Annotated in this window: 14 protein-coding genes; 11 read left to right on the top strand and 3 right to left on the bottom strand. The window is 37.5% G+C overall.

Features of this window, described 5'->3' with window-relative positions:
• Positions 1–230 precede the first annotated feature (230 nt).
• Entirely contained in the window at positions 231–1,397 is a 1,167-nt protein-coding gene (dnaJ, locus tag IGJ27_RS07405) for a molecular chaperone DnaJ (protein WP_010718942.1), read from the top strand.
• 269 nt (positions 1,398–1,666) lie between these two features.
• Here the strand turns inward: dnaJ and IGJ27_RS07400 are convergent, their stop codons facing one another.
• Both IGJ27_RS07400 and IGJ27_RS07395 read right to left on the bottom strand, forming a co-directional pair.
• The gene (locus IGJ27_RS07400; RefSeq protein WP_010718943.1) at positions 1,667–2,404 is read right to left on the bottom strand and encodes an amino acid ABC transporter ATP-binding protein; all 738 of its coding nucleotides are present in this window, start codon (positions 2,402–2,404) and stop codon (positions 1,667–1,669) included.
• 1 nt (position 2,405) lies between these two features.
• A complete protein-coding gene (locus IGJ27_RS07395) occupies positions 2,406–3,902 on the bottom strand; it encodes an amino acid ABC transporter substrate-binding protein/permease (protein ID WP_010737741.1) in 1,497 nt (498 codons plus the stop codon).
• A 387-nt stretch (positions 3,903–4,289) separates the two neighbouring features.
• On the opposite strand from IGJ27_RS07395, the gene uvrB reads away from it, so the two are divergent.
• The 9 genes from uvrB to IGJ27_RS07350 all read left to right on the top strand — a co-directional run bounded on the left by uvrB (position 4,290) and on the right by IGJ27_RS07350 (position 19,949).
• Positions 4,290–6,284 carry an excinuclease ABC subunit UvrB gene (uvrB, locus tag IGJ27_RS07390; RefSeq protein WP_034698271.1) on the top strand — a complete coding sequence of 665 codons (1,995 nt, stop codon included), beginning with the start codon at positions 4,290–4,292 and terminating at the stop codon, positions 6,282–6,284.
• Between the two features lie 9 nt (positions 6,285–6,293).
• Positions 6,294–9,131 carry an excinuclease ABC subunit UvrA gene (gene uvrA / locus IGJ27_RS07385; RefSeq protein ID WP_178305886.1) on the top strand — a complete coding sequence of 946 codons (2,838 nt, stop codon included), beginning with the start codon at positions 6,294–6,296 and terminating at the stop codon, positions 9,129–9,131.
• Between the two features lie 237 nt (positions 9,132–9,368).
• Positions 9,369–10,634, top strand: coding sequence for a D-aspartate ligase (locus tag IGJ27_RS07380; RefSeq protein WP_053766769.1), 1,266 nt, complete (start codon positions 9,369–9,371; stop codon positions 10,632–10,634).
• Positions 10,635–10,637: 3 nt separating this feature from the next.
• Positions 10,638–11,357 (top strand): amino acid racemase, encoded by a 720-nt coding sequence (locus tag IGJ27_RS07375; RefSeq protein WP_178305887.1) that lies wholly within the window; start codon positions 10,638–10,640, stop codon positions 11,355–11,357.
• Between the two features lie 153 nt (positions 11,358–11,510).
• Entirely contained in the window at positions 11,511–12,395 is an 885-nt protein-coding gene (gene rapZ, locus IGJ27_RS07370) for an RNase adapter RapZ (protein WP_010718949.1), read from the top strand.
• Positions 12,392–13,390, top strand: coding sequence for a gluconeogenesis factor YvcK family protein (locus IGJ27_RS07365; RefSeq protein WP_010718950.1), 999 nt, complete (start codon positions 12,392–12,394; stop codon positions 13,388–13,390). Before rapZ ends, IGJ27_RS07365 begins: the two co-directional genes overlap by 4 nt.
• Before the next feature lie 34 nt (positions 13,391–13,424).
• A complete protein-coding gene (gene whiA / locus IGJ27_RS07360) occupies positions 13,425–14,360 on the top strand; it encodes a DNA-binding protein WhiA (protein ID WP_010718951.1) in 936 nt (311 codons plus the stop codon).
• Positions 14,361–14,539: 179 nt separating this feature from the next.
• Positions 14,540–17,728, top strand: a complete 3,189-nt coding sequence (locus IGJ27_RS07355) for a hypothetical protein (RefSeq protein WP_178305888.1) — start codon at positions 14,540–14,542, stop codon at positions 17,726–17,728.
• Between the two features lie 301 nt (positions 17,729–18,029).
• A complete protein-coding gene (locus IGJ27_RS07350; protein WP_438791699.1) occupies positions 18,030–19,949 on the top strand; it encodes a hypothetical protein in 1,920 nt (639 codons plus the stop codon).
• Between the two features lie 197 nt (positions 19,950–20,146).
• Here the strand turns inward: IGJ27_RS07350 and IGJ27_RS07345 are convergent, their stop codons facing one another.
• Complete coding sequence (locus IGJ27_RS07345) at positions 20,147–20,665, bottom strand: thioredoxin domain-containing protein (RefSeq protein WP_178305891.1); 519 nt, start codon at positions 20,663–20,665, stop codon at positions 20,147–20,149.
• A 175-nt stretch (positions 20,666–20,840) separates the two neighbouring features.
• Here IGJ27_RS07345 and nifJ point away from each other — a divergent pair, with 175 nt between their 5' ends.
• A complete protein-coding gene (gene nifJ, locus IGJ27_RS07340; RefSeq protein ID WP_178305892.1) occupies positions 20,841–24,509 on the top strand; it encodes a pyruvate:ferredoxin (flavodoxin) oxidoreductase in 3,669 nt (1,222 codons plus the stop codon).
• The last annotated feature ends 138 nt before the right edge of the window (positions 24,510–24,647 follow it).

Below are 24,647 nucleotides of genomic sequence, written 5' to 3'. Positions count from 1 at the left end.
ACAATGGGAGAATTTCTTGGACAATAGCTGTTGCTTTGAGGTAGTTCGATCTGGTCATAAGATAAGATTTGAGGAACATTCTTTCTTCAATTTGGAAAACTTGACTTAGGTATGAGCCTTAAACTAGCTTCCTTTTTTAAATACTTGAAAGTAGCAGTTTTTGTTTTCGTAAAAGTATGATATGATAACAAGCGACGTGGAAATGATGAGAACCAATAGGAGGAAAGCCTATGGCAACAAAACGTGATTATTATGAAGTCTTAGGGCTCTCAAAAGGAGCTTCTGAAGATGAAATTAAAAAAGCTTATCGAAAGCTATCAAAAAAATATCATCCAGATATCAATAAAGAAGCTGATGCAGAAGAAAAATTCAAAGAAGTATCAGAAGCTTATGAAATTTTAAGTGACCCGCAAAAACGGGCAGCTTATGATCAATATGGACACGCTGGTACCGATCCAAACTATGGCGCTGGTGGAGCCGGTGGCGGCTTTGGTGGTTTTGGCGGCTTTTCAGGTGGCGGTTTTGGTGGCTTCGAAGATATCTTTGATTCATTCTTTGGCGGTGGCGGTCGTACGGTAGACCCTAATGCGCCAAGACAGGGTGCGGATTTACAGTATACGATCGATCTTTCTTTTGAAGAAGCGATTTTTGGCGTAGAAAAAGAAATCAAGTATAACCGAGAAGAAATTTGTCATACTTGCCATGGAAATGGTGCGAAACCTGGAACACAACCAACAACTTGTCATAAGTGTCATGGATCAGGGACAATCAATGTGGAACGTCAAACGCCACTTGGCCGTGTGATGAGTCGTCAAACTTGTGACGTTTGTCATGGTACTGGTAAAGAAATCAAAGATCCTTGTCCAACTTGTCATGGTTCTGGTCACGAAAAGAAAGCACATTCTGTTAAGGTGAATGTACCAGCGGGTGTAGAAGAAGGACAACAAATGCGTCTGGCTGGTCAAGGTGAAGCTGGAGAAAACGGCGGACCATTTGGTGATCTATATGTTGTATTCCGTGTGGAAGAAAGTGATATTTTCGATCGTGATGGTTCAGAGATCTATTACGAATTGCCATTGAGTTTTGTACAAGCTGCTTTAGGTGATGAAGTAAAAGTGCCAACCGTTCATGGAGATGTCAAACTTAAAATTCCGGCAGGTACGCAAACAGGAACGAATTTCCGTTTACGTGGCAAAGGAGCGCCTAAACTTCGTGGAGGAGCTACTGGGGATCAACATGTGAAAGTGAAGTTGATCACGCCGAAGAACTTAAATGAACAGCAACGTGAAGCATTGCGTGCTTTTGCTGAAGCTGGCGGCATCAAAGTAGAAGAACAACAAGAAGATGGCTTCTTTGATAAAGTGAAAGATGCCTTTGGCGGCAAGAAAAGAAAATAAAAGAAAAGCAAATCAATAAATTCAGCTAGCATCTCTGGCAGTTAGACCAACATCTAATTGCTGGAGAATCGCCAGCCTCTTATTGATTTGCTTTTTTTTATTTAGACAGGAGAAAGTGGCAAACAAATAATTAAAGCAGGGACGAAAGAAGAGGACAAAAAGGAATCAAGTGTTTTTTTGTCAATTTTATAAATGCCTTTAAAATAAAGACCGTTGCAAGGGATAGGCATCTTTTTGCAACGGTCTTTAACAATTTCATCATCTTAAGGTTAAATATCTAGTACTTTATCTAGGAAATCTTTTGTTCGTTCATTTTGTGGATTTTCAAAGATTTGTTGTGGTGTGCCATCTTCTAGGAAATTCCCTCCATCAATAAACATGACACGATTGGCAACTTCTTTAGCAAAGCCCATTTCGTGTGTAACGATAACCATCGTCATCCCTTGCTTAGCTAATTTTTTCATGACGTTCAAGACATCTCCGACCATTTCCGGGTCTAGTGCAGAAGTTGGTTCGTCGAAGAGCATGATATCAGGATTCATCGCTAGAGCACGAGCGATAGCGACCCGTTGCTTTTGTCCACCAGAAAGCATTTCTGGATACATGTCTTTTTTATCTTCTAGGCCGACGGTTTGTAGCAATTTGATTGCTTTCTTTTCAGCGGCTTCTTTTGATTCTTTTTTCAAATCCATTGGTGCTAATGTAATGTTTTCTAGCACTGAAAGATGTGGGAATAAATTAAAATGTTGGAATACCATTCCGATGTGTTGTCTTACCAAATTGATATCGGTGTTTTTGTCCATTAAGTGGGCCCCATCAATGATGATTTCGCCGTCTGAAGGCTCTTCTAAACGGTTTAAACAACGTAGGAAGGTACTTTTTCCTGAACCGGAAGGACCGATGATACAAACAACGTCACCTTCGTTGATTGAAACATTGATATCATTTAAAACGGTATTTTCACCGTATTTTTTTACAAGATGTTCAACTAGAATTTTTTCAGCCATCTTATTTCACCTTCTTTTCTAAAACTTTTGCTAATTTTGTCAGAATAGTAATGAGGATCAAATACATGATAGCAATAATTAGATAGACGTACGTACTTTGTGTCGTACGTGCAACGATAATTTTACCAGTTTGCAGTAACTCTACCACACCGATCGCTGAGATGATTGTTGTATCTTTCAATGAAATAACGAATTGGTTCACGAAAGATGGCAACATGATCTTGATTGCTTGTGGTAAGATGATTTTTTGCATGGTTCGATTATATGAAAGTCCTAAACTGCGAGAAGCTTCCATCTGACCAACTGGCACAGCTTTGATCCCACCACGAACGATTTCTGCGATATAAGCGCTGGCGTTCAAAGTTAGTGTGATAATCCCGGCAATGAAGTCGGGAATAGTAAATCCGACGATACCTGGTAATCCAAAGAAGATGAAGAATGCAAGAACCATCATTGGAATACCGCGGATGACATCGACATAAATACTTGCAATTGTTCGTAGGGCTCTGATTGGCGCTACGCTGAATAAACCAAAGATAACACCAACAACTAATGCCAAGGCGAATGAAATTAAAGTTAATAAGATCGTTTGCCATAAACCTTTTAGTAAAACTTTGTAGTTGTTTTGTAATAGACCAGTTAGTGTAGATTCATCTTTGCTGGCTTTAGTAGGCGTATTATCTGTTGAGATATATTTGTTGATGATTTTATCGTATTCGCCAGTTCGTTTTAATTCTTTTAGACCTTCGTTGAACATTTGTAATAGTTCAGGATTTTGGCCTTTTTTCACAGCAAAAGCGTATTTACCACCAGATTCTTTAGCAATCGGTGTTTCTAATTGTTGATTGTTTTTAATTGCATAGCCGATAACAGGGTAGTCGTCCATCATGGCGTCAATTGCGCCAACTCTTAATCCGTCATATAACTGATCTGCAGAATCGAAGTACTTGATGGTATAGCCGTACTGGTCTTCGTGGGCATTTAAAAAATCAGCACTTTCAGTTCCAACTTTGGCACCTACTGTTTTTCCTTTTAGGTCTTCATAGGACTTGATTGAATTGTCTCCTTTTTTGACAGCGATTTGAATCCCGCTTTCAAAATAAGGATCTGAGAAATCATAGCTTTTTTTTCGTTCATCGGTCACAGTCATTCCTGCGATCATTCCATCTGCTTGACCAGATTCTAACGCTTGTAGCGCAGCAGAGAAACCACGATAATCCATACGTAGGTTAAATCCTTGAAGTTTGGAGATTGCCTCCATTAATCCAACATCAATTCCCTCGTATTTGCCTTCAGCGTTTTGAAACTCGAAAGGTGCAAAAGCTGAATCGCTGGCAATGACATACGTCTCTTTCTTAGGTTCTATTTTTTGCATCGTCTCGCTCGTACTTGAGTCAGCAGTAGTTTTATCGTCAGCTTGTACAGGATTGCTAAGCGCAAATGTGACAAGTCCTGTCATTATGAAAATAATCGTATGAAGCAAATGCTTTTTTTTCATAATTAACCTCCTAAAATTTCAATAACTTTTCATATTTTCCTATTATATGCGAAAACTAATAATAGATACAAGCTGAGTTGCTGAAAAAAATAAAAAAAATGTCATTTTGTAACAATCTATGTTATAAAATGTAACATAATAAATGTAGAGAGGAATCTGACGTAAGATAAATAATTACTTAAGGGACATTATTGATATATAATTTTGCTGCCTAATTTACTACATAATACATGTATGAATTTATATAATATAGTAGAAAAGAAAAAACTCAAAAGTAGCGAAAGTATGTTCGGTGTGGTATAATAAATCAACAAGGAATGCCTTTGCTTTCCTTTTCTTTTTTGTGGTCGTAAAATGAAGAGGAAAGAATGAAAAGGAGGATGAAATATGATAGAAAGAGATACCTCCCGACACTTTGAGTTGGTGTCAAAATATCAACCAGCAGGAGATCAACCCGAAGCCATTACACAGTTAGTTGATGGGGTAGTTGGTGGAAAAAAAGCTCAGATACTTTTAGGAGCAACTGGTACAGGGAAGACGTACACCGTTTCGAATTTGATTGAAAAAGTGAATAAGCCAACATTGATTATTGCCCACAATAAAACATTAGCTGGACAATTATATGGGGAGTTCAAAGAATTTTTCCCCAATAATGCAGTTGAATATTTTGTATCTTATTACGATTATTATCAACCTGAAGCTTATGTCCCTTCAAGTGATACTTATATTGAAAAGGATTCTAGTGTCAATGATGAAATTGATAAATTACGACATTCGGCAACCAGTTCGTTATTAGAACGAAATGACGTGATCGTGATTGCTTCTGTTTCTTGCATCTTTGGTTTGGGTTCACCTTTTGAGTATCAAAAACAAGTCGTTTCAATTAGACAAGGAGCTGAGCTTGATCGTAATCAATTGATTCGTGATTTAGTTAGTATCCAATTTGAGCGCAACGATATTGATTTTCAACGTGGTCGTTTTCGAGTACGTGGGGACGTTGTGGAGATTTTCCCAGCCAGTCGGGATGAACGTGCGTTGCGTGTTGAATTTTTTGGGGATGAGGTCGAAAGGATTCGTGAAGTCAATGCGTTGACTGGTGAGGTCTTGGGAGAAACTGAGCATGTGGCGATATTTCCAGCGACTCACTTTGTTACAAATGATGAACACATGGAACATGCGGTTGCAAATATCAAAGCGGAACTGGAACAACGTTTGACAGTTTTGCGGAATGAGAATAAATTGTTAGAGGCTCAACGGCTAGAACAACGAACGAACTATGATATTGAAATGATGTTAGAGATGGGTTATACATCTGGAATCGAAAATTATTCGCGACACATGGATGGTCGAAAAGAAGGTGAGCCACCATACACATTACTTGATTTCTTTCCCGAAGATTCATTAATGATTATTGATGAATCGCATGTGACAATGCCGCAAATTCGGGGAATGTACAATGGTGACCGCGCAAGAAAACAGATGTTAGTCGATTATGGTTTTCGTTTACCATCGGCATTAGACAATCGTCCGTTACGATTAGAAGAGTTTGAAAAGCACGTGAATCAAATCGTTTATGTATCTGCTACGCCTGGTCCATATGAGTATGAACAAACGGATACAGTGATTCAACAGATCATCCGACCAACTGGGTTACTAGATCCAATCATCGAAGTGCGGCCGATCATGGGGCAAATTGATGATCTGGTAGGAGAAATCAATGAACGAGTTGAAAAAGATCAGCGCGTGTTTGTAACTACATTGACAAAGAAAATGTCTGAAGATTTGACTGATTATTTTAAAGAATTAGGAATCAAAGTCAAATATCTGCATAGTGATATCAAAACATTAGAACGTACCGAAATCATTCGTGATCTTCGTTTAGGTGAATTCGATGTACTTGTAGGAATCAACTTGTTACGTGAAGGACTTGATGTACCGGAAGTTTCGCTAGTAGCGATTTTGGATGCAGATAAAGAAGGCTTTTTACGGAGCGAACGTTCTTTAGTACAGACGATTGGACGTGCAGCACGGAATGCAGAAGGAAAAGTGATTATGTATGCGGACAAAGTGACTGATTCGATGCGCAAGGCTATCGATGAAACTGCTAGACGACGTAGTATCCAAGAACAATATAATCAAGAGCATGGTATCGTGCCGAAAACGATCATCAAAGAGATCCGTGATTTGATTTCCATCACGAAAGAATCCGAAGATGATGCAAAAGAAACGGTTCAAGTATCCTATGAAGAAATGACTAGAGAAGAAAAAGCTACATTATTAATGAAATTAGAAAAAGAAATGAAAGATGCTGCTAAAGCATTAGATTTCGAGACAGCCGCAAATGTACGGGATATGATTCTTGAACTAAAGGCGTCAGAGTAGGGGGATTATATGGCAAATGATAAAATAATTATCCATGGTGCAAGAGCCCACAATTTAAAAAACATCAATGTGACAATTCCGCGAGATAAATTTGTGGTGGTCACTGGATTATCTGGTTCTGGGAAAAGTTCGTTAGCATTCGATACATTATATGCAGAAGGACAAAGAAGATATGTCGAAAGTCTTTCTGCTTATGCACGGCAATTTTTAGGGCAAATGGATAAACCGGATGTTGATAGTATTGATGGGCTAAGTCCAGCAATTTCAATTGATCAAAAAACAACTAGTAAAAACCCTCGTTCAACAGTAGGAACTGTCACAGAAATCAATGATTATCTCCGATTGCTGTTTGCACGTGTGGGGCATCCTATCTGTCCGAATGATCACATTGAGATCACCAGCCAATCGATTGATCAAATGGCTGATAAAGTTTTAGAATTACCTGAACGAACTAAAATTCAAGTTCTTGCGCCGATCATTGTCAAGAAAAAAGGCCAACATAAAAAAGTTTTTGAACGTATTCAAAAAGAAGGATACGTACGTGTTCGAGTGGATGGAGAAATCTATGACTTAAGTGAAGTACCAGAATTAGAAAAAAATAAAAAGCATGATATCGCAATTGTCATAGACCGTGTCATCATAAAAGAAGGAATCCGTTCACGTTTGTTTGATTCAATCGAAGCTGCCTTGCGTTTAGCAGAAGGCTATGTTTTGATTGATGTCATCGGAGAAGAGGAAATGCTGTTTAGCGAGCATTACGCTTGTCCTTATTGTGGCTTTACTGTTGGTGAATTGGAACCAAGACTGTTTTCTTTCAATGCGCCATTTGGTGCTTGTCCTGATTGTGATGGTCTTGGTGTCAAATTAGAAGTGGACCAAGATTTAGTGATACCTGATCGTACGAAGACGTTGAGTCAAGGAGCGATCGTCCCTTGGAATCCAATCAGTTCACAATACTATCCACAGATGCTGGCTCAAGCCTGTGAAAGTTATGGGATTGATATGGAGACGCCTTTTGAAGAGTTGCCACTTGAACATCAAGAAATCGTGCTCAATGGGACAGACGAGCTGTTCCATTTCCACTATGAGAATGATTTCGGTGGTGTTCGTGATGTTGAAACAACTTTTGAAGGGGTATTGAAAAACATTAAGCGTCGGTATCATGATACAAACAGTGATTTCACAAGAGAGCAAATGAGACAATATATGACTGAATTGACTTGCCAAACTTGTCATGGGTATCGTTTGAATCCTCAAGCTTTATCCGTTCAAATCAATGGGACGAATATTGGACAAACGAACGAGTTGTCTATCCAAAAAGCGGTCAACTTCTTTTCAAATTTGACCCTTTCAGACCAAGAAAAAGTAATAGCTAAACCGATTTTAAAAGAAGTGAATGATCGACTTTCATTTTTAGAAAATGTTGGTCTCGATTATTTAACGCTGAGTCGTGCATCAGGAACTCTTTCAGGAGGAGAAGCACAGCGGATCCGTTTGGCCACTCAAATTGGCTCGAATCTCTCAGGGGTTCTTTATATTTTAGATGAGCCTTCTATCGGACTCCATCAAAGAGATAACGACCGTTTGATCGGTTCATTGAAGAAAATGCGTGATCTAGGGAACACCCTGGTTGTGGTCGAGCATGATGAAGATACGATGCGTGCGGCAGATTATTTGATTGATGTAGGCCCTGGTGCGGGGCATCAAGGAGGAGAAATCGTTTCAGCTGGCACGCCAGCGGAAGTTGCTGCTGATGAAGACTCTTTGACTGGACAATATCTATCCGGTAAAAAGAGTATTCCAGTTCCAACTAAACGCCGAAAAGGGAATGGAAAAGCCATCAAAATCACTGGGGCAACGGAAAATAATTTGAAAAATATTTCAGTGGAATTTCCTTTAGGTGAATTTGTTGCGGTGACTGGTGTGTCCGGTTCAGGTAAGAGTACATTGGTCAATAGTATCCTAAAACGAGCTCTTGCACAAAAAATCAATCGTAATTCAGCAAAACCTGGTAAATTCAAATCAATTTCCGGTTATGAAAGTATTGAAAAAATCATTGATATCGATCAAAGTCCGATTGGGCGCACACCACGAAGCAATCCTGCGACATATACTAGTGTATTTGATGATATCAGAGATTTATTTGCACAAACAAATGAAGCTAAAATGCGTGGGTATAAAAAAGGCCGTTTTAGTTTCAACGTTAAAGGTGGACGTTGTGAAGCCTGCCGTGGCGATGGAATTATTAAGATTGAAATGCACTTTCTACCTGATGTTTACGTTCCTTGTGAAGTTTGTCATGGGAAGCGATATAATTCTGAAACGCTAGAAGTTCATTATAAAGGAAAAAGTATTGCAGATATTTTAGAAATGACGGTTGAAGATGCCGTTGAATTTTTCCAACCAATCCCTAAGATTCATCGAAAACTTCAAACCATTGTCGATGTTGGTCTAGGCTACGTTACGATGGGGCAACCAGCTACAACATTATCTGGTGGGGAAGCACAGCGGATGAAACTCGCTAGTGAATTACACAAAATAGCGAATGGTAAGAACTTTTATATTTTGGATGAACCAACGACTGGTTTGCATACAGATGATATTGCCCGGCTACTTGATGTCTTGCAACGTTTAGTAGATGCAGGGAATACGGTATTAGTGATCGAGCATAACCTTGATGTTATTAAAACCGCTGATCATATTATTGATCTTGGACCAGAAGGCGGGGAAGGTGGCGGTACGATTTTAGCCACTGGTACACCTGAAGAAATCATTGAGGTGAAAGAGAGTTATACTGGTCGATACTTAAAAAAAATCATGAATGGTGAAAACCAACTGGATAGTTAAAAAAAAATTAAAATCAAGTATCTATTCTTGTTTTATTGACCAGTATAGACTAAAATACGAAACATGGTAGTTCTTTCTACACTAATTGGTATAGATAAAAACTTCCTATAAGTTCAATCCGTTCAAAAAAGAATTGAGCAATCGGAGGAGATTCCTTTGATTGCTTTTTTCTTTATGGTATGATATTCCTTGTGTAGTTGAAAAAGAAAACTAGAGATTATGAGTAAGTGAGAGATAATGATGAACAGTAATGTAAACGAAGAATTTATTCCTATTTTATTGGGTAGCGACATGAATGTCTATGGAATGGCACGTTCATTTCATGAAGCGTATGGCAAAGTTTGCCAGGCGTATGCATCAAATCAGTTGGCACCAACTCGCTATAGCAAAATTGTCAAAGTAGACGTAATTCCTGGTTTTGATAAAGATCCGGTCTTTATTGAGTCCATGTTACGTTTAGCAAAAGAGAAATATTCAGATCAAACGAAGAAGTATCTCTTGATTGCATGTGGAGATGGCTATGCAGAACTGATTTCTCAGCATAAAGAAGAACTCTCAAAGTATTTTATTTGTCCTTACATCGATTATTCGTTATTTAAACGTCTGATTAATAAGGTTAGTTTTTATGAAGTTTGCGAGGAATACCAGTTACCTTATCCCAAAACGTTGATTGTTAGAAAAGAAATGTTAGTTGATGGGCATTTGAATCAAGAGTTACCATTTGACTTTCCAGTGGCATTAAAGCCGGCAAACAGCGTAGAATACTTATCTGTCCAATTTGAAGGTCGAAAAAAAGCCTTTATTATCGATAATCGTGAAGAATTTGACTTGATCTTAGGTCGTATTTACGAAGCAGGTTATACAAGTGAAATGATCGTCCAAGATTTCATTCCTGGGGATGATAGTAATATGCGTGTGTTAAATGCTTATGTCGATGAAAACCATCAAGTAAGAATGATGTGTTTAGGTCACCCATTACTAGAAGATCCAACACCAGCTTCGATTGGTAATTATGTGGTGATCATGCCAGATTATAATGAAAAGATCTATCAAACGATTAAACGATTTTTAGAAGATATTTCCTATACTGGTTTTGCGAATTTTGATATGAAATACGATCCAAGAGATGGTGAATACAAACTTTTTGAAATCAACCTTCGTCAGGGAAGAAGCAGTTTCTTTGTCACTCTTAATGGCTTGAATTTAGCAAAATTTGTGACAGAAGACCGTGTATTTGAAGTTCCATTCACAGGGACTACCTATGGGACGAGCCAATCGGATCAAGCAAAATTATGGATGGGTGTACCTAACAAGGTCTTTTTAACTTATGCAAAAGCAAATGAAGACAAAAAAGTTGCAGAAAAAATGATTAAAGAAAATCGTTATGGAACGACTGTTTTTTATGAGAAAGATCGTTCGCTCAAACGCTGGTTATTGATGAAGTATATGTTTAGAAATTACATTCCTCGATTTAAAAAATACTTTCATGTGAAAGAAGGTTGATTCATGGAAAACTTTTTTAGTATTTTGGGCGGAATGGGAACGATGGCCACAGAGAGTTTTGTCCGTCTAATCAATCATCGAACCAAAGCCTCAAAAGATCAGGAATATTTAAATTATGTATTATTTAATCATGCGACAGTTCCTGATCGAACGGCTTATATTTTAGATAGGGAACAAGAAAGTCCAATGCCTCACCTACTAGATGATGTTGAAAAACAAAATTTACTCAAACCAAACTTTATCGTTTTAACGTGTAATACAGCTCATTATTTCTTTGATGAACTTCAAGCAGCCACTGAGATTCCGATTCTTCATATGCCACGAGAAGCGGCAAATGAGCTTGTCAGACAAAATACAACTGGTAAAGTAGCCATCCTAGGTACGGAAGGTAGCATGAAAGCTGGAATTTATGAAAAGGAAGTGAGACAGCTAGGCTTTGAGGCTGTCATTCCTGATGCTCAACTTCAGGCGAAAATCAACCATTTGATTTATCATGATATCAAAGAATCAGATTATTTAAACAAAGAACTATACTACGAAATTTTGGCAGAAGCGGTGGCGCGATTTGATTGCGAAAAAATTATTTTAGGCTGTACAGAATTATCGTTGATGCAAGAGTATGTAGGGGAAAATGAATATCCCGTCATTGACGCACAGTCAATCTTAGCTGATCAAACGATCGCCCGTGCCTTACAACACCGACAAGCTACCATATCAAGTTGAAAACTTTTATGAGCAAAGATTAGGGGCGGATACCTACAGTGGTATTTGTCCCTATTTTTATCGACAACTTCATTTTTAAGAATGTTTAACTGGTAATGATACGCCCGGAAGTGATATAATTTTAGGAAGAGATATGAGAGGGGGCCGTTTGATATGGCTGATAATTTACAACTAGTAATCATCACAGGGATGAGTGGCGCTGGGAAGACGGTCGCTATTCAAAGTTTTGAAGATATGGGGTATTTCTGTATTGATAATATGCCACCAAATCTAATTCCAAAGTTTTGGGAATTGATCAAAGAATCGGGTAAAGTGACGAAAATGGCATTAGTGGTAGACTTGCGTTCACGCTCGTTTTTTGAAGAAATCCAAAATATGTTAGTCGAAATTGAGAATACGGATTTTATCGATACGTCGATTTTATTTTTAGATGCATCCGATGAAGAATTAGTCGCACGATACAAGGAAACAAGACGTACCCATCCAATGGCAATGAACGGTTTAGTCACGGAAGGAATTCGTAAAGAACGTGCGATATTGAATGATCTAAAGATGCAGGCCTCGGTCATTATAGACACGACGACTTTAACACCACGTCAGTTAAGGGAAAAAATCAATCAAACGTTTAAGACCAAAGGCGATCAAGGCTTTCGAATCGAATTTGTTTCCTTTGGATTCAAATATGGCTTGCCAATTGATTCAGATATCGTGATGGATGTACGCTTTTTACCAAATCCCCACTATATTCCTGAATTAAGACCTTTGACAGGAAAAGATCAACCAGTTTATGACTATGTGATGTCATTTGATGAAACTGAGCTGTTTTATAATAAGTTTTTAGATTTATTACAGACGGTTTTACCAGGATATATCAAAGAAGGTAAAAGCAGCTTGACGATTGCTATTGGCTGTACCGGAGGGCAACACCGTTCAGTTGCGTTAACAGAACGTTTATCAGGTGCTTTGAAAGAAAATTATAAAGTCAATGTGACTCACCGTGACAAAGATAAACGGAAAGAGACGGTGAATCGCTCGTGAAGATGAAAACTTACCGTATAAGAAAGCCCAAAATCGTTGTCGTTGGGGGTGGCACAGGCTTACCGGTTATTTTAAAAAGCTTGCGTAACCAAGGGGCTGATATTACAGCAATCGTAACTGTCGCAGATGACGGGGGCAGTAGCGGTGCAATCAGAGAATCAATTGCGATGGCGCCCCCTGGCGATTTGAGGAATGTGTTGGTTTCATTGTCGGATATGCCACAATTTTATGAAGATATCTTTCAGTATCGTTTTAAAAAAGAAGATCAATTTTTAGCCAATCATACGATCGGTAATTTGATCATTGCCGCTGTCGCAGAAATGAGAGGAAGTACATACGAAGCAGTACAACTCCTATCTAAGATGATGCATGTGGACGGTCATATCTATCCTTCTTCTGAAACACCATTAACACTCCATGCAGTTTTTAAAGATGGTACTACTGCGGTGGGGGAATCAAAAATTGCGGTCGATCGAAAAACGATTGATCATGTCTATGTGCGAAATACCACGGATGATAGCGAAGCCAAACCAGCACGAAAAGTTGTTTCTGCCATTATGGAGGCAGATATGGTCGTTTTAGGACCGGGTAGTTTGTTTACTAGCATTTTACCTAATTTGGTCATCCAAGAAATTGGAGAAGCAGTAGCTAAAACAGAAGCCGAAGTGGTGTATATTTGTAATATCATGACACAAAAAGGTGAAACAGAACATTTTACAGATGCTGATCATATTCGGGTGTTGCATGAACATTTGAAACGACCATTTATTGATACTGTTTTAGTTAACACAGAAAAAGTACCAGCAGGTTATATGGATCCTGAAATTTACGATGAATACCTCGTACAAGTAACTCATGATTTTCATGGATTACGGAATGAAGGATGTCGAGTGATTTCGACTGACTTTTTAGAATTAAAAAATGGTGGTGTCTTCCATGATGGTGAAAAAGTTGTGGAAGAGCTATTTCGTTTGGTTTTTGGTTCCAAATATTAAACGATAGGTCACTAAGAGAAAGGAGGAGAATAGGGTGTCATTTGCGGCAGATGTCAAAAAAGAACTTACTGGACTTGAAGTTCACCGCGAACATGCAAAGGCGGAATTAGCTGCACTTTTGCGAATGAATGGATCTTTAGGGATTGTGAATCAACAATTTATCCTAAACGTTCAAACAGAAAATGCAGCTATCGCTAGACGGATCTATTCTCTTTTAAAAGATCATTATAATGTCCGAAGCGAGTTACTCGTTCGAAAAAAAATGAAATTGAAAAAGAATAATGTCTATATCGTTCGTTTGAAACAAGGAACGAAAAATGTACTGATGGATCTAGATATCATGGACGGAATGATGTTCAATGGGCATGTATCTGATGAAATTTTAGGAAATGCACAAAAAATGCGATCCTATCTAAGAGGAGCATTCATGGCGTCTGGTTCAGTCAATAACCCTGAAACTAGTCGTTACCATTTAGAAATTTTTTCCATTTATGAACAACATAATCAAGACATTTGTGATATGTTAAATTATTATGGTCTTCATGCTCGAACATTGGAACGTCGAAACGGCTATATTTCATATTTAAAAGGCGCAGAGAAAATTGCTGACTTTTTAACCTTAATTGGTGCGACGAATTCGATGTTGCGCTTTGAAGATGTCCGTATCGTACGTGATATGCGAAACTCAGTCAACCGACTTGTCAATTGTGAGACAGCCAATCTGAATAAAACGATTGATGCTGCAGCAAAACAAATCGAAAATATTGAATTGATTGAAAGTAGAGTTGGATTAACTGCACTACCAGAAAAATTGCAAGAAATTGCAGAATTGAGATTAAAGCACCCAGAAGTCAGTTTAAAAGAGCTAGGAGAAATGATTCCATCAGGAGCGATCTCTAAATCCGGAATCAATCATCGAATCAGAAAGATTAATGAATTTGCAGAAAAGTTGCGCGAAGAAGCAAGTTAAGTGAAAAAATTTTTAATTTTTTAATTAATGAAGATTTTGGGACAAGTATTTGTCTCAGAATCTTTTTTTATTATATTTCCAAAAAAAGTTCTAATCAGTGTCCTTTAATATGTTAAAAAGTAAGTAGCAAGTCCCATTGATAACGGTTATTGCTACTAAAAACAAAGGAGAATAGTGTCATGAAATATCTGAATAAAATACTGAGAGCCAAGGTCGTTCAAGGTTATGAACAAGGAAAAACAGATGAAGAAATTGCAGATAGCTTGAAGATATCCCGTAAAACAGTGGTTGAAATCAAATTGCTTGAAATCGCATGTAAACTAAGTCAAGGATTTACGGAACTTGAAATAGCTGAACGATTTCACAAGCCCGTTGAGGAAATTCACAGAAACAAACACAACTATATTCTAAGACGTTTTTCGGATTCCTCTAGTAATAATTCCATTTCTGAGATTCCACCTTCCTCTAGGATTGACTCCATTTCTCAGCAGATAGGTGGTACGAAGGCGTATGTTCTTGAAAAAATAATTATTCAAAAGCTGAAAAAAATGGAAAATATCGAGGATATTACTAAGAGTGTTTCTATTTCATTAGGAGAAACTAAAAAGATAATAGAAAATTATGCAATACGAAAAATCTGTGAGGAAGGATACACACTGGAAGAATTGAATAAAATGTTGTATCTTAATTTGGCTGAGAATCCACGAGTCCATAATATCTACCTTGAAGTTAAAAAGGAAAACGAATCAGGAGAAAAAGGAGTAGAAAGTAGGAGACAAAATGAAATAATTAATTTTTACAAAGAAAATAGAAAAGACAAGTTAGAAGAAATAACATCAAATGAATTAAATAAATATCTAATTAATTATATTGCTATCCAAAGAAAGAAAGGTAAAAATATTGAGGAAATTGCACAAGAGTTGAATAGAAGTCATAAAACAATTCGAATGATAATAGCGCAATTTATTATCAGTGAATCGAGTAAGGGAACCCCTAAACAACACATTTCTACCTATCTTTGGTTAACAACAGCTCAAATGAAAAAAAATGTATACAACTATCTTACAGTAGAGTTAAAGGCTAATACAATGCAACATATTGCTTGGTTAAACAGTTCTACGTTCGATCAGATTCAATTAATGTATATCGAAGGCGCACTTGAAATGAAAAAATCCATTCATAAGATGCGCCCCAATAAAGATAGTTCAAAAAAATTAGCGTTTCTAAAACGCCACAATAAGGAGGAAATGAAAAAAATACGAGTAGAGTTCATTCAAGGACTTGAAAATAAAATAAGTCATGAAGAACTTATCGAGCAACTAAAGATTAGTAGACCAACTGCTTATAGGATACTTAATTTAGAAATCGCACGTAGCATATACCAAGGTTTTTCGGTACCTCAGATAGCTGAAAGACTACATAAAAGTTCAAGTAGTATAATGGGAAAAAAACATGCATTTATCCAAAATAGTTTTAAAAGGCATAGTGATATCCCTCTCATTGCTGAGAATATTGGTTGTTCAGAAGATTATGTGATGGAAAAATTGGTCGTTCACAAGCTAAAAATAAAGGAAAACATAAAGAATATCTCTGAAAGCTTGAATATTTCGGTAGAAAAAACTAAAACGATAATAGAGGATTATGCAATAAAAAAGATTCATCAAGGATATACACGGGAAGAATTAAATAGTATATTACCTGTGAGTTTAGATGGATATCCGAGGATACTTGAGACTTTCAAAAAAGTTGAAAAAAATAATAAGTTAGAGGGAGAAAGTAAAAACACAAATACCTTATTATTAAAAACACAACCAGAAAGGGTACTTGAACAACTAAGCTTCGAAGAGCTTGTCAAGAAACTAAGAAAAGGGATAAAAATTGGTGATATTGCAACCGAATTGGACTGGACTTCGGAAATGGTGAGACATCGAATGGCTGAATTTATTATACAACATTCAATTAAGGGAATGTCTAAAGAAGAAATAGGTAACCAGCTTTGTTTAACTCAAACTGACATAAAAGTACTTCCATATCAATATATTAGAGATTATATAGCAATGTACCATCAAATTCAAAGAATTGCGGAAAGAAATGGCTGCACGTTGGCTCAAATTTATAAGATATATGTAGAGGGGGGAGTTGCAAAAGGAGTATCCATTAATGAAATTGCATGTACGCTAAAGATAAACGAAGAAGCCGTTCAAGAGATAGTGAATAAAATTCAGAACGAATCTCAACCAGAATTAAACAGCCCAGGACCACCTATCATTGAGAAAGCAATCTCTGAAGTTAAGAAAAATCTGATACAAGAAGGCACGATCCAACCACCAAAACCAATATCTATGGCTGAATCAACAAACCAGTTTCATCAAACCGACCCTGAACCAAATAGCTTAGATCTATTGAGTAAATCTATTATTAGTGAGTATAAAAAGAAAAAAAATATAAAAATGATTTCAGCTAAATATAATGTACCGCTAGAAGTGGTACAAAATATAATAAGCGAATACATAGTAAATAAAGGAAAGAAGGGGAGACGGATTAATGAGGTTGCGGCAGAGTTATATTTTTCTACCATTCATACAGGCGATGGACAAGTGTTATTTATCCATCAATCTGGAAAGGTCTCTGAAGTTAAGAAAAATCTGATACAAGAAGGCACGATCCAACCACCAAAACCAATATCTATGGCTGAATCAACAAACCAGTTTCATCAAATCTACACTAAATCGAATAGAATAGATCCATTGCGTGAAATCATTGTTAGTGAGTATAAGGAGAATCAAAATATAGGAGTAATTTCATATCAATATAATTTATCACCAGAAGAGGTCCAAGAAATAATATGTGATTACATCCGAAATGAAGAAAAGAAAGGGAGGACAGTTAACGAGATTGCGACAGAATTTTCTTTTTATTCCGTTCCTAATTCCGATGGAAAACTGCGGTTTATCCATAAAGATGAAGTGTTCTCTCTAGTTAAAAACAATCCGTTGTACCAAAGCACGAGTCACCAACCACTACAACCAATATCTATGGATGAATTAACCAGACGTTTTGATCAAATCGAGCTTAGATCAAATAGCTCAGACCAAGTGAAAGGAAAATATGAAAAGAGTCAAGAAATGAAATCGGAAGGAGAGAGGAGGAGAAGGAATTCAGAATCGAATCCTGGCGCCCTGGACCTAAGTCTGAAAAAAATACGGTTGGACTCGTCCATGGTTTCACAGCCAAGTCCATTAAATAAACAGTGGCCACAATTGAAAAATTTTTCATCGACTATTTCTCATGTCACTAAACAAGCGCAAGATATCAATAATGAGAGAAGACAACAGCATCTTGTTAATTCCCATGTTAAAGCTCGTTGATGAAGTTTTATTAATGAAAAAACTTAAAGAAAAATGGCGCACGGGCGAGTGATGTTTTTGAGTCACTCTTAACAGTTCAATAATGATTTGATCAGAAGTAACTCATACAGTTATCGGTAAGTTTCGCTAACATCAAAAGTATAGAGATCGGAAGATTTTGGGACAAGTATTCGTCTCAGAATCTTTTTTTATTATATTTCCAAAAAAAGTTCTACTCAGTGTCCTTTAGTATGTTAAAAAGTAAGTAGCAAGTCCCATTGATAACGGTTATTGCTACTAAAAACAAAGGAGAATAATTACTATGGAAAATAAGGTTAATAATAAAAGAAAGAAAAAACAAAAAAAAGATACAGAGAAACAAGAGATTCATATGAAACGCCTCCCTAAGGTTAGCCCAAAAAAACTAACGTTTCGGAAACGCCGCAATAAGGAGCAAATGAATAAAATCCATAGAGAGTTCATTCATGGACTTGAAAATAAAGTAAGTGTAAAAGAACTTACTAAGCGATTAAAGATTAGTAGACCAACTGCTTATAGGATACTTAATTTAGAAATCGCACGTAGCATATACCAAGGTTTTTCGGTACCTCAGATAGCTGAAAGACTACATAAAAGTTCAAATAGTATAATGGGAAGAAAACATGCATTCATCATAAATAATTTTCGAAGGAATGGTAATATCCGACTCATTCCTGAGATGATTGGTTGTTCAGAAGATTACGTGATAGAAAAATTAGTCGTTCACAAGCTTAAAAAAAAGGAAAATATACTGAAGATCTCTGAAAGCTTGGATATTTCTGTAGAAAAAACTAAAACGATAATAGAGGATTATGCAATAAGAAAAATTCATGATCAAGGGTATACAAGGGAAGAATTAAATAGAATATTACCTGTGAGTTTAGATGGATATCCAAGGATACTTGAGGTTTTCCAAAAAGTTGAAAAAAATAACAAATTAGTGGGAGATGCAAAAAAAAGCATTAAAAAAACAAATACCGTGTTGTTAAGAAAAAAAACAAAAAAGAGGGAAAGATTAAGTTTCGATGATCTTGTCAAGAAAAGAAAAACAGGTATGAAAATTGGGAAGATTGCAACCGAATTGGACAGGACTCCGGGAATGGTGAAACATCGAATGGCTAAATTTATTATAGATCATTCAATTAGGGGAATATCTAGACAAGAAATAAGTAACCAGCTTTGTTTAACTCAAACTGAAATAAAAACATTTCCATATCAGTATATTAAAAACAATATATTAAAGAACCAAAAAATTCAAGGAATTGCGGAAAGAAATGGCTGCACGTTGGCTCAAATTTATAAGATATATGTAGAGGGAGCAATTGAAAAAAATGTATCCATTAATGAAATTGCATGTACGCTAAAGATAAACGAAGAAGCCGTTCAAGAGATAGTGAATAAAATTCAGAACGAATCTCAACCAGAATTAAACAGCCCAGGACCACCTATCATTGAGAAAGCAATCTCTGAAGTTAAGAAAAATCTGATACAAGAAGGCACGATCCAACCACCAAAACCAATATCTATGGCTGAATCAACAAACCAGTTTCATCAAATCTACACTAAATCGAATAGAATAGATCCATTGCGTGAAATCATTGTTAGTGAGTATAAGGAGAATCAAAATATAGGAGTAATTTCATATCAATATAATTTATCACCAGAAGAGGTCCAAGAAATAATATGTGATTACATCCGAAATGAAGAAAAGAAAGGGAGGACAGTTAACGAGATTGCGACAGAATTTTCTTTTTATTCCGTTCCTAATTCCGATGGAAAACTGCGGTTTATCCATAAAGATGAAGTGTTATCTCTAGTTAAAAACAATCCGTTGTACCAAAGCACGAGTCACCAACCACCAAACCCAATATCTATGGATGAATTAACCAGCCGTTTTGATCAAATCGAGCTTAGATCAAATATCTCAGACCAAGTGAAAGGAAAATATGAAAAGAGTCAAGAAATGAGATCAGAAGGAGAGAGGAAGAGAAGGAATTCAGAATCGGATTCTGGCGCCCTGGACCTAAGTCTGAAAAAAGCACGGGTAGACTCACCCATATTGTCACAGCCAAAAAGTTTTTCATCGACTACAACTCGTGCCGTTGAAAAAGTACAAAATGTCATCGAACAGAAATGGCAACAGCATCTAAATAACCCACGTGTCCAAGCTAGTTTACGAAGCTTTGTCAACGAAAGGTCTTAGGATAGATAGATGGTGTATCAATCCGTTTTTTTATCTTTTTCTAAATTAAGATCTGGATAGTCGCTCAATCAAAAATGACCCAAGGACCTTAAAAATAGGCTAGGCTATTTTGAGGTTCTTTGGGTCTTGTTAGGGTCGGAACGATAGTGTCAATCCTGATCAATAATGATTACAAGTACATGTGATAGTCAGGATTATTACTCGTTAATGTAGTCAATTAGTTCTTCTTTTTTGATCGATTCATCAAAAATATGCTCTTCCAAAATAACAGTTGGAACAAAACGGATATTGGCAGCATTCGCCTCAGCTATAATTGCTTGAGAGGCAGGAGATTCTTCTAGGTAAGTTAGACCTAACTTATTTTGAGCATAATCTGCTACTTCTGCTAGACTAAGATTTTTCCAATCATCCTGCGAATCAAATACTTTTTTGATTTCTCGTAAAGCTACTTGACCGTCTGACGTATCAATATGATGATGCATCACATTCCCACGTTGCAAACTTTCTTTTTCTTTATCAAAAAGTTTGATCACCCGTTGCAAACGACCTTTACTTACAGCTTCTTCGAGTAATTCATAAGATTCGTTGAACCATTGACGGCAATAAGGGCAAGCCAGATTGATAAACTCTGCCATTTTCTTAGGAGCATCTAAGTTTCCATAATGAATGCCAGTTTCGGTATTTGTTTTATCTGCTTTAATGATAGATATATCCATGTATAATCACCTCTTAGATTCATTTTAAGCATTTTTCAGAAAAAAGACTAGTTTTTTGTTTAATAAAGCATGTATCTTCTCATGTGAGTACTTTTACAGAATAGGTAGGTTTTCAGGAGCTTTTGCGTTATAATAGGTGGGATATTTGAGAGAATTTGAACAAGGATGATGACAAATGCGAAAAATGAAAACAATGGACGGAAATACAGCTGCCGCTTATATTTCTTATGCTTTTACAGAATTAGCTGCAATCTATCCCATTACGCCCAGCTCAACGATGGCAGAATTAGTGGATCAATGGTCTGCTAGTGGGAAGAAAAATCTTTTTGGACAACCAGTTAAAGTGGTTGAAATGCAATCTGAAGCAGGAGCGGCTGGTGTTGTGCATGGTTCGCTCAAAACAGGAGCGCTGACAACGACTTATACAGCTTCTCAAGGATTGTTGTTGATGATACCCAATATGTATAAAATCGCTGGTGAATTACTACCAAGCGTATTTCATGTCGCAAGTCGTGCAGTCACGACGAATGCGTTAAATATCTTTGGGGATCATGGGGATGTCATGGCTGCTCGATCGACTGGATTTGCGATGCTTGCAGAAAGTAGTGTGCAAGAAGTTATGGACTTAGCACCCGTAGCACATTTGGCTTCGATTGAAGCAGAGCTGCCATTCTTGAATTTTTTTGATGGTTTTCGTACGAGCCATGAAATCCAAAAAATTGAAGTACTAGAATATGACGAGTTAGCATCGTTAATCAATCAAGAGAAACTTGCTGCGTTTAGAAACAGAGCGATGAACCCTAACCACCCAACTGTTAGTGGAACGAATCAAAATCCAGATATTCATTTTCAACAAAGAGAAACGATCAATTCGTATTACGAACAATTACCTCGCATCGTACAAAAATACATGCAAGCAATCAATGAATTACGTGGAACTTCCTATGATTTAGTCACTTATCATGGTGCTGCCGACGCGACAGAAGTCATCATTTCGATGGGATCGGTAGCGCAAACGATTGAGCAGACAGTCGATTATTTGAATAAAAATGGCCGGAAAGTCGGTTTCTTGAATATCCATCTTTATCGCCCATTCCCAATTGAAACATTGTTGCAAAAACTTCCTAAAACTACACAGTCAATTGCCGTATTAGATCGAAGCAAAGAACCAGGAGCTGGTGGGGAACCATTACTGCTAGATGTTCAAAGTGCACTTTATGATGCAACAATCTGTCCTAAAATAATTGGTGGGCGGTATGGGTTAGGATCAAAAGATGTGACACCAGATCAAATCATCAGCGTTTTTGACGAGTTGCAAAAAGATGAACAAATGAAAAAACGATTTACAATCGGGATAGTGGATGATGTTACCTATCATTCTTTGGCACCAAGACCAACATTGGATTTAACGGATGCTGAAACTTATCAAGCTAAGTTTTGGGGTTTTGGTTCTGACGGGACTGTCGGTGCAAATAAATCAGCTATTAAAATCATTGGTGATCATACAGACAAATACGCCCAAGGCTATTTTTACTATGATTCAAAAAAATCAGGTGGATTGACGATTTCCCATCTCCGTTTTGGAAACACGCCAATTCGTTCTACTTATTTAGTTGAACATGCTGATTTTGTCGCTTGTCATACGCCTGCTTACTTGCACAGCTATGATTTAGTTAAAGGGTTGAAAAAAGGTGGCACATTTTTATTGAATACTTTATGGACAGATGAGCAGTTAGAAACGCATCTGCCTATTCGTCTAAAAAAATATTTGGCAGAAAATGAGATTCAATTTTATACGATCAATGCGATGAAAATTGCTCAAGAAGTTGGATTAGGTCGTCGTATTAACACTGCCATGCAAACGGCTTTTTTCAAATTAGCAAACATTATTCCTATTGAAGAAGTGATTCCGCTCTTGAAAGAAGAAGTGCTTAAAAGCTATGGTCATAAATCAATGAAAATCGTAGAAAAAAATAACCAAGCGATTGATCATACCCTTGAACTTCTCCATAGAGTTGAAATCCCCAATCATTGGCGATCATTAGAACTACCTAGCAAAAAAGAAGAGACAACATCACGTTACGTAAAAGAGATTTTTACGCCGATCAATGCTCAAGAAGGAAATCAACTGTCAGTAGGTACTTTAGTAGCCAACCAGATGACAACTGGCGAGATGCCATTAGGAACAGCAGCGCTGGAAAAACGAGGTGTAGCCCTAGAAGTCCCTGAATGGATCAGTGACCGTTGTACGATGTGCAATGAGTGCGCATTTGTATGTCCGCACGCAGCCATCCGCCCATTCTTAGCTGATGAAGAAGAGCTGACTGAAGCGCCTGAAGGATTTATCGTTCGTGATATGAGAGGACCTGACGGGTTAAAATATCGTATCCAAGTTTCCGTGGAGGACTGTACAGGATGTGGATTATGTGTGGAGGCTTGTCCAGCCAAAGGAAAAGCGTTAGTGATGAAACCTTACGAGGAACAAAAAGAACAAGCGGTCAATTGGGCGTTTGCAATGACATTGAGACAGAAAGAAAACCCTATGAAAGGAAAAAATACGGTAATGGCTACCCAATTTAACCAACCGTTGCTTGAATTTTCAGGTGCCTGCTCGGGTTGCGGTGAAACGCCATATGTGAAACTTTTGACCCAAATGTTCGGAGACCGAATGATGATCGCTAATGCAACCGGCTGTTCTTCAATATGGGGAGGAGCTTCGCCAGCATCATCGTTCACAACGAATGCTTGTGGGCAAGGTCCAGCTTGGTCTAATTCCTTATTAGAAGATAATGCTGAATTTGGCTATGGTATGTTACTAGCTGCTCAAACCCGTCGTGAAGCTTTAGCGCAATCTGTTCGTGAAATCATGCCAAAAGTATCGAGTGCGCTTCGACTGTTGATGGAGGATTGGCTCAACCATTTATTCGATAGCGAAGGAACACAACAACGAGCAGCTAAACTTCAGGCTGCGATGGTAGCGGAAGTACAGCAAGTCCCAGAATTGGAATCCATTCTTGAGCACAAAGATATTTTTGTCAAAAACAGTCAATGGATTATTGGCGGAGATGGTTGGGCTTATGATATTGGCTTTGGTGGTATCGATCATGTATTGGCTAGTGGGGCAGATGTGAATATCCTAGTATTGGATAATGAAGTTTATTCTAATACTGGGGGGCAAACCTCTAAAGCAACGCCAACGTCAGCTATTGCAAAATTCTCCGCAAGTGGGAAATATGCGTCGAAGAAAGATTTAGGAATGATGGCAATGACTTATGGGAACGTCTATGTCGCTCAAATTGCTTCTGGTGCCAATCAAATGCAAACAATCAAGGCGTTTGAAGAAGCAGAGAAATACCCAGGGCCATCACTAATCATTGCGTATACGCCTTGTATCACCCATGGTCTGTTGGGTGGCATGAAAGAATCGATTAAAGAAGCCAAAGAAGCTGTTTCATCAGGCTATTGGTCCCTCTATCGTTATAATCCAAGTTTAATTGAAAAAGGGAAGGTTCCGATGATTTTGGATTACAAAAAACCAGACTTTTCAACAATGGGCGATTTTATGCGTAAGCAAGTCCGGTTTTCTTCACTAGAAAGGGCCAACCCTCAATTAGCTGAAAAATTGTTTGAAAAAACGGTTCTAGATGCAAAAACTCGTTTTTACAATTATGCTTCACTCACTGGACAGCTTGATAAAATTAAAGAAAAACTAGAACCGTCTGATCCAATTGTAAAAGAAGAGGAAGTCGAAACGAAAAAGAGAAAAAAAGAACGTAAGATCGATGATGAAGCAGCAGCCAGAAGAGCTGCTAAAAGAGCAGAACGCGCAGCACGTCGAAAATGATGTTTTGATGTTTCGTTCAGTGATCCAACAATCTCATTCGGTGAATGATAAGCAAACAATTTAAAGAGCGGAAAAATCGATCGAATAATTTATGTAATTTTCTTGAAAAAAGTAGCCAGAATCGTCTCATATTTCCAA

Origin of the sequence: Enterococcus sp. DIV1726a (genome assembly GCF_051710985.1) — a bacterium.
GTDB lineage: Bacteria > Bacillota > Bacilli > Lactobacillales > Enterococcaceae > Enterococcus_B > Enterococcus_B hirae.
The sequence above is the reverse complement of the archived record's forward strand: the minus strand, read 5'-3'. Positions and strand labels throughout refer to the sequence as shown.